The sequence below is a fragment of the Clostridium sp. M62/1 genome, from assembly GCF_020736365.1.
Taxonomy (GTDB): domain Bacteria; phylum Bacillota; class Clostridia; order Lachnospirales; family Lachnospiraceae; genus Otoolea; species Otoolea saccharolyticum_A.
Window position 1 is genome coordinate 2,200,375 of the sequence record NZ_CP085988.1, and the last position, 14,489, is coordinate 2,214,863.

Below are 14,489 nucleotides of genomic sequence, written 5' to 3' on the forward strand. Positions count from 1 at the left end.
GGAATCAAGACGATGCAGTTTTATGAGCGCTTATACACAGGAGAACGGGCGGAGGGAAAGCGTTTCACAATCCTTCAGAACCTGCGCCGGAAAAAAATTCAGCTTGGTGTATATGTTATAACACCTGCGTCAGGCGGAAATAATCTACTTGATATTTACCACTGCTCTGAGATTTTCCGGCCCTGGTATGAAAAAGAGGATCTTCTGATCGTGGGGATTGCTCTCGGATATGACGACGCCTGTCTGCTGGCCGGTCAGATAGTAAATGAGGTCTACAGGGCTACGGGAGGCTTTGATGTAAAGCAGTATCTGCTGAAAAATGTGCGGTAGGTGGGAAACATGCTTCATATTGTATTTCTAATCCTGAAAATCATTTTATTTCTCATACTTGCCGTGCTGGGGCTTCTGTTAGCCATTGCCCTTGCCGTGCTTCTGGTTCCCATCCGCTACCGGGCAGAAGCGTCGCTGCATGGGGAAATCCATGCCAAGGGGCGTATTTCCTGGCTGTTTCGCCTGATCAGCGTCTCTTTTTCATACCAAAACCGCCCCGAGGGGGACGAGGAGGGACTGAAGACAGAAGTAAAGCTTCTGGGCTTCCGGCTTTTTAAGAGAAAAGAGGAAAAAGGGAAAGACGAAGAAAAAGAGACGGAAGAAAAGGAAAGCGGGGAAACGGAGGCAGCGGAAAATGAGACTCCGGAAAAAGAAACGCCGGAAAAAGTGAGGGGAGCGATGGATGCCGGAGAACCTGTGACAGCTCTGGAGGACAGAATAGACCCCGTTGGACCTGGAGGCCGGGAGGAAGGCCTGCCAGGGGAATCCCCAATTTTCGAGGCGCCTTCAGAGATTCCCGTAAAGAAGGCTTCCCGGGAGCGCGGCAGCGTTCCTCCAAAACCGCCGGAGAAGAAGCCGGAAAACCATTCAGAGGACAGCTGGCGGGAAGGCGGCAGCCCAGGCGGACCCGGAAGCCGCCTGCTCGCCTGGGCCGGCAGGATTGTGTCCAGGCTGAGACAGAAGAAGAACCGGATGGCGAAAGCTCTCCGGAAATTCAGGCGCAGGCTTTATGAGCTGGCCCGAAAGAAAGAGAGGCTGACAGCTCTGCTGCAGGACGAGGAAAACAGGAAGACAGCGGGGCTGATTCTAAGGAGCGCCAAACGTCTGCTGCGCCGTCTTCTGCCAAGACTCCGAGGAGAGCTGAGCTTCGGTGTGGAGGATCCCTATCTGATGGGAAAGATCCTGACGGTTCTGGCGGTGTTCTATCCTCTGTACGGAAAAACCTTTGTACTGACGCCTGTATTTGATGAAAACAGGCTGGAGGGAGAGTTCTCCCTGAAGGGAGGGCTGCGCCTCGGCTCATTTGCAGCCTTTGGGCTCAGGATATTACTTGACAAAAATTTCAGGCGTCTGCTAAGACAGTTCCTGAGAGAAGGAGGAATATAAGAGAATGGCAGATAATCAGTTTTCGTCCACCGTGGAGGCCCTGTTTAAGGGTATGGACAGTTTTGTAACTACAAAAACCGTAGTAGGCGAGGCAGTAAAGATCGATGATGCGATTATTCTGCCGTTAGTGGATGTGTCCTGTGGGATGGCTGCAGGAGCGTTTAATCAGTCGTCCAAAAATAACGGAGCAGGGGGAATGAGCGCAAAGATCAGCCCCAGCGCAGTTCTCGTGATACAGAACGGAGTGACTAAGCTGGTCAATGTAAAGCATCAGGATGCAGTCACGAAAATCATTGACATGGTTCCTGACTTTGTGAACCGCTTTGCGGGAGGACCGTCTCAGGAGGCAGTGAAGAGGGCAGAGAAGATGGCTTCCTCCTTCGAGACCGGGGATGAAAGTGCGGAGAAGCAGCCGTAGAGACTCAGGAAAGGCGAAGGAAAAGAAGCGAAGGAAAAATACAAAGGAAAAAACAGGAAATGTTCAAATTCTGGTGTCCGCCTGTTTGAAAGTTTCCTGTTATTTTTTTGTCAAAAAACAAAGGAGACAGCGGAGAAAAGAGGGGAGGAGAGAGAAGCTTTGAACTGAAAACTGCCTGTTCCAGCAAAAAACATTCCAAATTGTAGAAACAGAGGGAGAATTGCAGAAAAAATAAAATCCTTTCATAATTTTAACAGCATAGTCGAGGGAGTTCGCAAAAACTGAAAACATATATAAAAAAAACAAAAATAGAACCAGAAGTATAACAAAAAATAGCAATGTTTCACAAAAAAAACAAGACAATTCATGACGCGTATGATATAATAATAACAAATTAATGATTGTATCACACCGCATGAGCAAAATGACGGGGTGATAGATCAGAGATAAACTTCATATTTTATAAAAAGGGGGAAAGATAAACGTATGGAGTTATTTAACAAAATCCTTTTGGGTACAAACGACATACTGACAGGCTATGTCCTGTTGGTGGCACTGGTAGGCGGCGGAATCTGGTTTACCATCCAGACCGGCTTTGTTCAGTTCCGTGAGTTTGGAAACGGCTGGCGCAGAGTGTTCGGAGGCCTTTTCAAGAAGAAGGATAAAAGCGCAGGGGGAAACAACGGTATTTCTTCCTTCCAGGCTCTGACCACAGCGATTGCAGCTCAGGTAGGTACAGGAAATCTGGCCGGAGCAGCTACAGCGATTGCAGCCGGAGGTCCCGGCGCTATCTTCTGGATGTGGGTTTCTGCAGTTCTCGGTATGGCCACAATTTTCTGCGAGGCCACTCTTGCACAGGTATACAGAACTACAGGCCCTGACGGAAAGCCTACAGGCGGTCCGGTATACTACATCAAAGCAGCCTTTACAGGAACCTTTGGTAAAGTACTTGCCGGAATCTTTGCGGTTCTGATTACCCTGGCACTCGGACTGTTCGGAAATGCTGTTCAGGCGAATTCCATTACAGACGCTTTCCACACCGCATTTTTCTCAGGCGTAGGCAGCTTCACCTTATTTGGACAGCAGATCCCCTATGACAAGATTATTGTGGGAATTCTTCTTGCAATTGTTGCATGGATGATCTTCGGCGGCGGTATTTCACGTATCGCACAGATCACTGAGAAGCTGGTTCCGATTATGGCATGCTTCTACTTAGCAGGCGGACTGATCATCGTTCTCATGAACTTCCAGAATATTCCTTACATGTTTGCTTCCATTATTGAAGGCGCATTTAACCCGCGTGCAGTATGCGGCGGCGCTTTCGGTGTAGCCATGAAAGAGGCAGTGAAGAAGGGTGTTGCCAGAGGCCTTTTCTCCAACGAGGCCGGTATGGGTTCCACACCTAACGCACATGCACAGGCGAATGTTGCACATCCGTGTCAGCAGGGCCAGGTGGCAATCGTTTCCGTATTTATCGATACAATCCTTGTATTAAACATGACTGCATTCGTTATTATCGGAACAAAGATGCTGGAGCCAGGCTCCCCGGCATATGTGGACGGGAAGCTGTTGGATGGCATCGCACTGACACAGACTGCATTTAATTCTGCATTCGGTTCCTTCGGTTCCATCTTTATTGCTATCTGCATGCTGTTTTTCGCATTTTCCACAATCCTTGGATGGTATTTCTTCGGTGAAACGAATGTGAAGTACCTCTTTGGCGAGAAGGCGGTAAAGCCATACATTGCTTTTGTATGCCTGTTCATCGTTCTGGGATCCCTGATGAAGGTTTCAACTATCTGGAACATGTCCGACTGCTTCAACTCCCTGATGGTAGTGCCGAACGTGATCGGTCTGTTCGCTCTGACAGGAGTGGTTAAGAAGACTTACAAGGACTATAGAACCAACTTCCTGCCAAACCATCCTGAGGATGAGAGCAGGTAGGCGGGATTCTGCTCAGGAAAGCTGAAAAAAGTTCAGGCAGAAGTTCTGTACATAGAGAATGAAAAGCTCAGACAGACAGAGGCCGGGCGAAAGATTTTCGTCCGGCCTCTGCTGCTGTCACAGGAAGCGCAGAAAGAACAGAGAATATGGCGTACGCACCTGCATACTATATAGTATGCAGGATTTTTCTGCATCAGGAGGACTTTCATGAAGCGCTTGTGCGGATTAATTTTATTTTCCATGGGAGCCGGAATGACGCTGATTCTGATCTTTCCCAAGAGCTTTTTCTGGGTATGTGTGACAGTAGTATGTCTGGTTATTGGCTATAATCTGTTCTGCGGTTAAATAAAATGAGAGGGGGGAGAACCCTTTCGGAACGGCGGGCCTGCAGGCTGCAGGGAAAGGGCAGGAGTCTGACAGACAGGAGACACTCTGTTCCGGGACAGCTGCATGGAGAGGCGCCGCAAAATATAAAAGAGGAGATAAAATCCGAGTGATTTTATCTCCTCTTTTATACGCTGAGCCGCACAGGAATTATGCTCTCTCAACTAAACCGGATCTTAAGCAAGAAGTACATACATACATCTTCTGAGCTCCGCCGTTTACTTTAACTTTAACAGACTTAACATTTGCTTTCCACATTTTGTTAGATCTTCTATGGGAATGACTTACTGCATTACCAAAGTGAGCAGCTCTTTCACAGATTGCACATTTAGCCATGGTTGCACCTCCTCTACCGTTCATCGGATTTTGCGTAAAAATCCACAACAACTGTATAATAGCAGAAAGACACCAAATTTGCAAGTGAAAAATAAAAATTTGTTTCTTTTTTATTGAAAATAAGTTATAATCACTAATAGCCGGGCAGGGTGCCTGCCGGGGGCGGAACCTCAAAAAAGAATGGAGGCTGGGCTATGAAGGGACATATTGACAACAGATTTGGCTCGATTCAGATTGAACCGGAAGTGATCGCGCTGTATGCAGGTACAACGGCTGTAGAGTGCTTTGGTATTGTAGGAATGGCGGCTGTCAGCGTAAAGGACGGATTTGCAAGGCTTTTAAAAAGAGAGAGCCTGACTAAGGGCATCAATGTGGCAATCCGTGAAAATGTCATCAGCATTGATTTTCATGTAATTGTATCCTATGGTGTCAGCATTCTGGCTGTAGCGGACAATCTGATGGAGAGTGTGAAATATAAAGTAGAGGATCTGACCGGAATGACGGTAGAGCAGATCAACGTATACGTCGAGGGCGTGCGGGTGATTGACTGATTGTAAGGAGGATAGTGCCTGTGGGTATGAATTATATGGATGCCGAGGCCTTGAAACAGGCGTTTCTGGCAGGAGCAGAGGCGCTGGAGGCCAGGAAAGAATGGATCAATGAGCTGAATGTGTTTCCCGTGCCGGACGGTGATACAGGAACGAATATGGCAATGACGATTCTGTCGGCTGCCAGAGAGGTGGCAGCGATTGAGAACCCTGACATGGAGCTCCTGGCGAAGGCTATTTCATCCGGTTCCCTTCGGGGGGCCAGAGGAAATTCAGGGGTGATTCTGTCGCAGCTTTTGAGAGGATTTACCAGGGAAATCTCGGCCTGTGAGACCATTGACACAGAATGTCTTGCCAGAGCGTTCAGAAGGGGGACAGAAACGGCCTACAAGGCGGTTATGAAACCCAAGGAGGGAACGATTCTGACGGTGGCCAGAGGGATGGCCGACAGGGCGCAGGAGCTTGCGCCGCAGATTGACGATATCCTTGAGTTTGCCGGACGCGTCATCGAGCACGGAGATTACGTGCTGAGCCAGACGCCGGAGATGCTCCCGGTGCTGAAACAGGCGGGAGTAGTGGATTCCGGCGGCCAGGGGCTGATGCAGCTTGCCAAGGGATGTGTGGATGGCCTGAGGGGGAGCGTTCCTCTAAAGGACTCTTTCGGGGATGGTTCAGGAGAGAAGAGCAGTGTTTACGGGGCCTCAGAGGCCTCTTACAGGGAGAGAAAGCCGGGAGCTTCGGGAACTTCAGAAGCGCCTGTGCAGGAGGAATCCACCATCAAATTTGGCTACTGTACGGAGTTTATCATCAATCTGGAAGGTGAATTTGGAGAGGCACAGGAGAAAGATTTTAAACAGTATCTGGAATCCATCGGAGACTCTTTGGTGGTGGTGGCCGACGAGGAGCTGGTGAAGGTGCATGTGCACACGAACGATCCGGGACTGGCTGTCCAGAAGGGCCTCTCCTTTGGCTCCCTCTCGCGGATTAAGATTGACAATATGCGGGAAGAGCATGAGGAACGGCTGATCCGGGACGCAGAGCGCCTTACGAAGGAGCAGAAGGAGAGAGAAGAAAAGGAGAAGACTGAGCCCCGCCGGCCGGCGGGATTCGTCGCCGTCTGCGCCGGAGAAGGGCTGACTGAAATCTTCAGAGGCATCGGGGCTGATTGGGTGATTGAGGGAGGTCAGACCATGAATCCCAGCACGGAAGATATTCAGAAAGCTGTGGAACAGGTCAATGCGGAAAATGTCTACATTCTCCCCAACAACAAAAATATTATTCTGGCAGCGGAGCAGGCCGCAGGTCTTGTCTCTGACCGGAAGGCAGTGGTGGTTCCGTCGAAGACGGTTCCCCAGGGAATCACGGCTTTAATTAATTTTGCCCCGGATCTCCCTGTAAAGGAGAACCTGGAAATAATGGGACAGGAGATGGGCCGGGTCAGGACGGGACAGATTACCTATGCGGTGAGAAACACCTCCATCGACGGAAAAGAGATCGGCGAGGGGGATATTATAGGGCTTGGCGACAGCGGGCTTCTCGCCTCGGGCGCAAGTGTAACGCAGACGGCTCTTGACACGCTGGAGGCTATGGTGGACGGAGAATCTGAGCTTATCACCATCTACTACGGCGAGAGCGTAAAACAGGAGGATGCGGACACCCTGCTGGCATCTGCAAAGGAGCGGTTCGGGAACTGCGAGATAGAGCTTCATTACGGCGGTCAGCCCGTCTACTATTATATAATTTCTGTGGAATAGAGAAAGCCGGAAACGGCAGAGAGAAAGGATTTCCAGCCTGATATATGCTGCACAGCAAAAGGCAGCAGAAAGCAAGGGAGGCCCCAGTGTCTGAAAACAGATGCCGGGGCCTGTTCTGCCGGAAGGAAACGTGTGCTGGAAAGGTGAGGGGACAGGATATGGACAGACAGCCGTTGACGGCAATTAAGGGAGTCGGGGAAAAGACAGCCAGACTCTTTTCAAAGCTGAATGTAACCAATGTGGAGGAACTGCTGCACTATTATCCCAGGGCGTATGACGCCTTCAGAGAGCCGCAGCCTGTTAAAAGCCTTGTGCCGGAAACCACAGCTGCGGTGGAGGGGGTCCTCACAAAAACAGCAGACGTGGTCAGATTCAGCCATCTGCAGGTGACTATGGTGCATTTGAGGGATGAGACGGGAACCGTACAGCTCAACTGGTATAATATGCCCTTTCTGCGCTCCACCCTGAAGGCAGGGGAGCGGTTCGTGTTCAGGGGAAAGGTGGCAAAGAAGAGAGGAAAGCTGGTGATGGAGCAGCCGGAGATATACCGGCCGGCTCAGTACAGCGCCCTTGTGCATTCCATGCAGCCGGTGTACGGCCAGACAAAGGGGCTTGGAAATAAGACCATCGCAAAGGCAGTGGCCCAGGCCCTCTCTGAGAGAGAGCTGGAGAGGGATTACATGCCTGAACGGCTCAGGGAAAAGTACGAGCTTGCAGAGTACAACTTTGCTCTGGAACATATCCACTTCCCGAAAGATGAGGCGGAGCTTTTGTTTTCCAGAAAACGCCTGGTATTTGACGAATTTTTCATGTTCCTTCTCTCTGTCAGACTTCTGAAGGAGAAGAAGGCTGACACCAAGAGCCTGTATGTGATGGAGCCCAGGCCTGAGGTGCAGAGGCTGAAGGACAGCCTTCCCTACAGTCTCACAAAGGCTCAGGAGAAGGTTTTAAAAGAGGTGTACGCGGATCTGTCAGGGGGCCAGGTGATGAACCGGCTGGTGCAGGGAGATGTGGGCTCCGGAAAGACGATTATCGCGATCCTGGCTCTTTTGCAGGCGGCATACAACGGGTATCAGGGAGCGCTGATGGTGCCGACGGAGGTGCTGGCAAGGCAGCATCTGGAATCCATGGAGGAACTGTTTGCCGCCCACGGCATAGAGAAGAAAGCGATCCTTCTGACCGGTTCCATGACGGCAAAGGAAAAGCGCATGGCCTACCAGAAAATCGAGAGCCACGAGGCGGACATTATTGTGGGAACTCATGCGCTGATCCAGGAGAAGGTCATCTATGACAAGCTGGCTCTCGTCATTACAGATGAGCAGCACCGCTTCGGTGTCGCCCAGAGGGAAATGCTGGGGAACAAGGGAACGGAACCCCACGTCCTGGTCATGAGCGCAACTCCCATTCCGAGGACGTTAGCCATCATCATCTACGGCGATCTGGATATTTCCATTATCGATGAGCTTCCGGCCAACAGAAAACCCATCAAAAACTGCGTGGTGGGCACGGACTACAGGAAGAACGCCTACCGGTTTATCGAGCGGGAGGCGGCGGCAGGCCGCCAGGCCTATGTCATCTGTCCCATGGTGGAACCCAGTGAGATGATAGAGGCGGAAAATGTGGTGGACTACACAAAAAAGCTCAGAGAAAACCTGCCGGAGTCTGTGAGGGTCGAGTACCTGCACGGAAAAATGAAGCCCAAGGAGAAAAATCTGCTGATGGAGCAGTTTGCCGAAGGTGAGATCCAGGTGCTGGTGTCCACAACAGTCATCGAGGTTGGAATCAACGTGCCCAACGCCACTGTTATGATGATTGAGAATGCAGAGCGGTTCGGCCTGGCCCAGCTTCACCAGCTCAGGGGCCGTGTGGGAAGGGGAAAAGAGCAGTCCTACTGCATTATGGTAAACGCTTCCTCAGACGAGGGCATTCAGAAGCGGCTGGAGATCTTAAACAAGTCAAACGACGGATTTTTCATTGCCTCCGAGGATCTCAAGCTGAGAGGGCCTGGAGACATCTTCGGAATCCGCCAGAGCGGAGAGCTGGAATTTAAGCTGGGAGACATTTTCACAGACGCGGATCTGTTAAAAACCGTGTCGGAGGAGGTCAGGGAGATTCTTGACGCGGATCCGGATCTGTCCGGAGAGGAGAACAGAGAGCTTGGAAAGCGCCTGGGAGAATACCTGGAGGAGAGCTACAGCCGGCTGAACCTGTAGCCGGAAAAAGGTGACAAACGAAAGCGGAGGGAAAGTAAATTTGATGGAAAAGATGGAAAAGAAGGAAGAGAGAGAAGCTGGAAAACCAGTAAAAATCGGCCTGGTGTGCTGCTCCAACGGCCTTTCGGAGAGCTTTAAGCCTGCTTTTCAGGAGCTTCTCTCTGTCCTAAAGGGCGCAGGGGCAGAGCCGGTCTGCGGAAAGTTCCTGTTTGCCGGCCGGAAGGGAGGCGCCGCGGGCACAGCCAGGGAGAGAGCCGGGGAGCTGACGGACCTGTACTGCGACCCGTCCATCAGAGCTGTCTTCGACCTGTCCGGCGGAGACTATGCAAATGAGATCCTGCCCTGGATCGACTACGGGGCAATTAAGAGAGCTAAAGAGGATAAGCTCCTGTTTGGATACAGCGATCTGACCTGTGTACTCAACGCTGTCTATACCAAAACGGGACGCAGGTGCGGCCTCTACCAGTTAAGAAACGTTCTACGGCCGGAGGGAAGAGGACAGCTGGAGGCCCTTGTGTCTTCCCTGCGGCCGGAAAATGCAGGGAGTACCCGGGAAAGCTTTCAGGAAACGATCCTGACCCGGAAGCCCCGCTCCCTGTGGGAGCTGTCCTGCCGCTTTGTGCAGGGAAGCGCCCTGGAGGGGACTGCTGTGGGGGGAAATATCCGATGCTTTCTGAAACTTTCAGGCACCCCCTATTTTCCAGATCTGGAAGGGAAGATTCTGATCCTGGAGGCCAACAGCGGGAGGGCAGACCGGATCACGGCCTGTGTGGCACAGCTCTCTCAGATGGGAGCCTTTGAAAAAATCAGGGGAATCCTTTTAGGAACCTTTTCAGAACTGGAGCGGGAGGAAGGCCCCCAGGCCGCAGAGAGGCTGGTTCTTCCCTTTGCGGGGCAGCTGCCTGTGGCAGTCACCAGAGAGATCGGCCACGGGGCAGACGCCAGGTGTGCCCTGATAGGGGGACTGATTAGAACGGCTGAGAATGGCTGAGAGCGGAAAAGACAGTAAGACTCAGATATAAAATCTGCAAAAGAGCACAAAAATACGGACAGGGGGATGATTCGTCATCCCCCTGTCCGGTATAAAGCAATGCCTGATAAATGGCGTTTCCCTATCTGTTTGCCTCGTTGTATCTTCTGATCAGGTTCTGAATCTTCTCTGTAGAAGTCAGGGCATTCTCAAGGGAAGCATTGTGATTTAAGGAATTGATAATAGCTGCGATAAACTTGCTCATATCAGCCTCTACATACCACTCCCTCTTTAAGAGCTCCGGTGTTCTGTAGTTTAAGTTGGTTGTGATAACGCAGTCAATGTATTCCTTGTTGTAGAAATCGTCAAACTTCTCAAGGCCGTTGGTGAAAAGACCGAAGGTGCAGCAGATGAGCACGCGGGCTGCCTTTCTGTCCTTTAAAGCCTTGGCTGTGTCGAGCATGCTCTCGCCGGAGGAGATCATATCGTCAATGATCAGAACCGTCTTTCCCTCCACGGAGGAGCCGAGGAATTCGTGGGCCACAATCGGGTTTCTTCCGTTTACGATCTTGGAGTAGTCGCGGCGCTTATAGAACATACCCATATCAACTCCCAGGTTGTTTGCCAGGTAAACTGCACGGTTCATGGCGCCCTCATCAGGGCTGATGACCATCAGGTGCTCCTTGTCAATCTTAAGAGTCTTGTCGTGTTTGAAGATTGCCTTCACAAACTGGTAGGTGGGCATGAAATTGTCGAAGCCGTTGAGCGGGATGGCGTTCTGCACTCTCGGATCGTGGGCATCGAAGGTGATAAAATTCTCAACGCCCATGTTTACAAGCTCCTCCAGCATCATAGCACAGTCTAAGGACTCCCGGGAGGTTCTCTTGTGCTGTCTGCCCTCATATAAAAATGGCATAACCACGTTGACGCGGTGGGCAGTGGAAGCAGTGGCGCCGATGATTCGCTTCAGATCCTGGAAGTGATCATCCGGGGACATATGGTTGGTAAAGCCGCTGATATTGTAAGTCAGGCTGTAGTTGGTCACATCCACCATGGCATAGATGTCTGTTCCGCGCACAGATTCATGGACAGCGCCCTTTGCCTCTCCGCTTCCGAAGCGGGGACAGGAGCAGCTTAACAGATAGGAATCTGCATCATAGCCGCGAAACTGCAGATTTTCCTGCCTTTTTTTCAGCTCCTCGGCATCATTGCGGCGGAAATTGATAATGTGGTCATTGACCTTTGCAGCCAGATCACGGCAGCTCTCCAGAGCAGCGATTTTTAAAGGTGCTACCGGAAGCCGGTCCTTAAATACATAGTCATTCGACATAAAAAATTCCTCCATTTATCAGACAGGTTGTCCTGTCAGCAATCTTTGCACCATGTTTATACCATTTTTAGACACAAATCGTCAATAGGAAACGAAGAATTTCCCTGAAAAAGACAAGGAAAAGGCTGCCCGGCGCCCAAGCCGGTTCTTTACAAACCCAGACAATATTGATATGATAAAGAAAGTGATGCGGCAGCAGGACTTTACGGATGCAGGTTTGCACGGAAAACCTGCCGCTTTCTGAAAATCCTGAAGAATGAATTTTATAAAAATCAGAAGGGCAGATACAGAGGAATGAAGAAAAAAGGCCATTTGATCAAATCCGTCGATCCGGGTTCCATCGCCGAGGAGCTGGAACTGGAGGCGGGAGACAGCGTTCTCACCATCGACGGCGAGGAGATTGAGGATATTTTTGACTATGAATACATGATAAACAGCGAGTGCATCACCATGGTGGTGAGGAAGAAAAACGGCGAGGAGTGGGAGCTTGATATTGAGAATAACTACGAGGATCTGGGGCTGAACTTTGAAAACGGCCTGATGAGCGAGTACCGCTCCTGCCACAATAAATGTATTTTCTGCTTCATTGACCAGATGCCGCCCGGGATGAGGGAGACCCTGTATTTTAAAGATGATGACTCCAGGCTTTCCTTTCTGCAGGGAAATTACATTACACTGACGAATATGAAGGACAAGGATTTCGAGAGGATTATCCGGTTCCATCTGGCTCCCATCAATATCTCCGTGCAGACCATGAATCCCAAGCTTCGCTGCCGGATGCTCAACAACCGGTTTGCAGGGGAGGCACTGAAAAAGATAGACCGGCTCTATGAGGCCGGCATCCCCATGAACGGACAGATCGTGCTCTGCAAGGGGGTCAATGACGGCAGAGAGCTGGATTTTTCCATCCGGGAGCTGACCAGATATATTCCCTACATGCAGAGCGTGTCTGTGGTGCCGGTGGGACTTTCCCGGTACCGGGAGGGACTTTATCCGCTGGAGCCCTTTACGCCGGAGGAGTGCGGGCAGGCCATCGATCTGATCGAGAGCTGGCAGAGGAAGATTTATGAGGAGCACGGAATCCACTTTATCCACGCCAGCGACGAGTTCTACATGCAGGCAGGCAGACCGCTTCCGGAGGCAGAGCGGTATGACGGTTATATTCAGCTGGAAAACGGCGTGGGCATGATCCGCCTGATGACGGAGGAGGTAAGGGAAGCCCTTTCCTCTCTCCCTGAGGAGGGGACAGAAGAATGGCGCCAGCTCAATAAAGAGGAGGAGATTTCCATTGCCACAGGACTTCTGCCCTATCCATATATTAAGGAATACACAGAGCAGATAACGGCCAGATTTAAGGGAAAGAAGGTCCATGTCTACGGAATCAGGAACGACTTTTTCGGAGAGCTTATTACGGTGGCAGGGCTTATCACAGCCCGGGATCTCATCGCCCAGCTGAAGGGAAAGGCGCTTGGAAGCCGCCTGCTCCTGCCGGAAGCCATGTTCAGAAGCGGCGAGGAGGTATTCTTGGATGATCTCACCAGGGAGGATGTACAAAACGCTTTACAAGTACCGGTGAATATTGTAAAATCAAGCGGGCGCGATTTCGTAAATGCTGTCCTTGCCCCGGCCGGGGAGGAACAGAACCTGCCTGCTCACGGGCCTTATGAGCTGGACTCGCTGGAAGGGATGTAGGGACGGAACGCTCCATGAAGAGGACAGGCGGCAGGAGACTGCCGAGGGAACAGAGAGTACGGGACTGCTTTCTGCCGGGCGAAAAAGGCGTTAAGCGGGAGCAGAACCCTTGATGGAGGAATGAATATGAGCAGGAAGAAACCAGTCGTAGCCGTGGTAGGATGTCCGAATGTGGGAAAATCCACCTTGTTTAACGTCCTGGCCGGCGAGATGATTTCCATTGTAAAGGATACGCCGGGCGTGACCAGGGATCGCATCTATGCGGACTGCACCTGGCTTGACAAGGCGTTTACGCTGATCGATACAGGAGGAATTGAGCCGGATTCCAGGGATATTATCCTGGCACAGATGAGAGAGCAGGCGGAGATTGCCATCGCCACAGCCGATGTGATTATCTTTATCGTAGATGTGCGCCAGGGGCTCACGGATTCAGATTCCAAGGTGGCGGACATGCTGAGAAAATCCAGAAAGCCGGTGATCCTGGCTGTCAACAAGGTGGACAGCTTTGCAAAATTCGGAAATGACGTGTACGAATTTTATAACCTAGGAATCGGAGATCCGATTCCGATCTCCGCAGCATCCAGACTTGGGCTCGGAGAACTTCTTGACGCCGTGGTGGCTCATTTCCCGGAGGACACGGGGGAAGAGGAGGATGACGACAGGCCGAGAATTGCCATCGTGGGAAAACCCAATGTGGGCAAGTCATCCATCGTCAATAAGCTGCTGGGAGAAAACCGGGTTATTGTGTCAAACATCGCCGGAACCACCCGGGACGCCGTGGACACGGAGATTGTCCACAACGGCACAGAGTATGTGTTTATCGACACCGCAGGACTCAGAAGGAAGAATAAGATCAAGGAGGAGCTGGAGCGCTACAGCATCATCCGCACGGTGACGGCGGTGGAGAGGGCCGATGTGGTTCTGGTGGTCATTGACGCCACGGAGGGTGTGACGGAGCAGGATGCAAAGATTGCGGGAATTGCCCACGACCGGGGGAAGGGCATTATCATTGTGGTAAACAAGTGGGATGCCATTGAAAAAAATGACAAGACCATCTATGAGTATACGAATAAAATCAAGACGATTCTCTCCTTTGTGCCCTATGCGGAGTATGTGTTTGTCTCCGCACAGACGGGACAGAGATTAAATAAGCTCTATGACCTGATCGACATGGTGAGGGAGAACCAGACCATGAGAATCCAGACAGGTGTTCTCAATGAGATTATGACAGAGGCAGTGGCTCTCCAGCAGCCGCCGTCCGACAAGGGAAAGAGGCTGAAGCTCTACTACATGACCCAGGTGGCTGTAAAGCCGCCGACCTTCGTCGTGTTTGTGAATGACAAGGAGCTGATGCATTTTTCATACACCAGATATCTTGAGAACCGCATAAGGGATGCCTTCGGCTTCCGCGGAACGGCTCTTAAATTTATTATCCGCGAGAGGAAGGGAAAGGAGCAGTAGGA

13 protein-coding genes are annotated in these 14,489 nt (G+C 51.2%); 11 read left to right on the top strand and 2 right to left on the bottom strand.

From position 1 onward, the window contains the following. The first annotated feature begins 12 nt into the window (after positions 1–12). From LK436_RS10290 to LK436_RS10310, 5 genes are all read left to right on the top strand, one after another. Entirely contained in the window at positions 13–330 is a 318-nt protein-coding gene (locus LK436_RS10290) for a hypothetical protein (RefSeq protein ID WP_015574222.1), read from the top strand. A gap of 9 nt (positions 331–339) precedes the next feature. Continuing rightward, entirely contained in the window at positions 340–1,437 is a 1,098-nt protein-coding gene (locus LK436_RS10295; protein WP_008398116.1) for a hypothetical protein, read from the top strand. A gap of 4 nt (positions 1,438–1,441) precedes the next feature. Further along, the gene (locus LK436_RS10300; protein WP_008398117.1) at positions 1,442–1,855 is read left to right on the top strand and encodes a GerW family sporulation protein; all 414 of its coding nucleotides are present in this window, start codon (positions 1,442–1,444) and stop codon (positions 1,853–1,855) included. 486 nt (positions 1,856–2,341) lie between these two features. Next, complete coding sequence (locus tag LK436_RS10305) at positions 2,342–3,799, top strand: alanine/glycine:cation symporter family protein (protein WP_008398119.1); 1,458 nt, start codon at positions 2,342–2,344, stop codon at positions 3,797–3,799. Positions 3,800–4,006: 207 nt separating this feature from the next. After that, entirely contained in the window at positions 4,007–4,144 is a 138-nt protein-coding gene (locus LK436_RS10310) for a hypothetical protein (protein WP_008398121.1), read from the top strand. 189 nt (positions 4,145–4,333) lie between these two features. On the opposite strand, the gene rpmB is transcribed toward LK436_RS10310, so the two are convergent. Continuing rightward, positions 4,334–4,519, bottom strand: coding sequence for a 50S ribosomal protein L28 (gene rpmB / locus LK436_RS10315; protein ID WP_083794769.1), 186 nt, complete (start codon positions 4,517–4,519; stop codon positions 4,334–4,336). Between the two features lie 194 nt (positions 4,520–4,713). Here rpmB and LK436_RS10320 point away from each other — a divergent pair, with 194 nt between their 5' ends. The 4 genes from LK436_RS10320 to LK436_RS10335 all read left to right on the top strand — a co-directional run bounded on the left by LK436_RS10320 (position 4,714) and on the right by LK436_RS10335 (position 10,025). Continuing rightward, positions 4,714–5,070: an Asp23/Gls24 family envelope stress response protein gene (locus tag LK436_RS10320; protein ID WP_015574219.1), complete on the top strand. Its 357-nt coding sequence runs from the start codon at positions 4,714–4,716 to the stop codon at positions 5,068–5,070. A 20-nt stretch (positions 5,071–5,090) separates the two neighbouring features. Beyond that, complete coding sequence (locus LK436_RS10325; RefSeq protein WP_021966571.1) at positions 5,091–6,821, top strand: DAK2 domain-containing protein; 1,731 nt, start codon at positions 5,091–5,093, stop codon at positions 6,819–6,821. Positions 6,822–6,979: 158 nt separating this feature from the next. Next, positions 6,980–9,034 (top strand): ATP-dependent DNA helicase RecG, encoded by a 2,055-nt coding sequence (gene recG, locus LK436_RS10330; protein WP_044931453.1) that lies wholly within the window; start codon positions 6,980–6,982, stop codon positions 9,032–9,034. A 43-nt stretch (positions 9,035–9,077) separates the two neighbouring features. Continuing rightward, positions 9,078–10,025 (top strand): LD-carboxypeptidase, encoded by a 948-nt coding sequence (locus tag LK436_RS10335; protein WP_008398126.1) that lies wholly within the window; start codon positions 9,078–9,080, stop codon positions 10,023–10,025. 121 nt (positions 10,026–10,146) lie between these two features. Here the strand turns inward: LK436_RS10335 and LK436_RS10340 are convergent, their stop codons facing one another. After that, on the bottom strand, positions 10,147–11,334 hold the full coding sequence (locus LK436_RS10340; protein WP_015574216.1) for a ribose-phosphate pyrophosphokinase: 1,188 nt from the start codon (positions 11,332–11,334) through the stop codon (positions 10,147–10,149). Between the two features lie 294 nt (positions 11,335–11,628). Between LK436_RS10340 and LK436_RS10345 the strand changes: the two genes are divergently transcribed. Continuing rightward, on the top strand, positions 11,629–13,026 hold the full coding sequence (locus tag LK436_RS10345; RefSeq protein WP_008398130.1) for a radical SAM protein: 1,398 nt from the start codon (positions 11,629–11,631) through the stop codon (positions 13,024–13,026). Positions 13,027–13,152: 126 nt separating this feature from the next. Next, positions 13,153–14,487, top strand: coding sequence for a ribosome biogenesis GTPase Der (gene der, locus LK436_RS10350; protein ID WP_044931375.1), 1,335 nt, complete (start codon positions 13,153–13,155; stop codon positions 14,485–14,487). Positions 14,488–14,489: the final 2 nt, after the last annotated feature.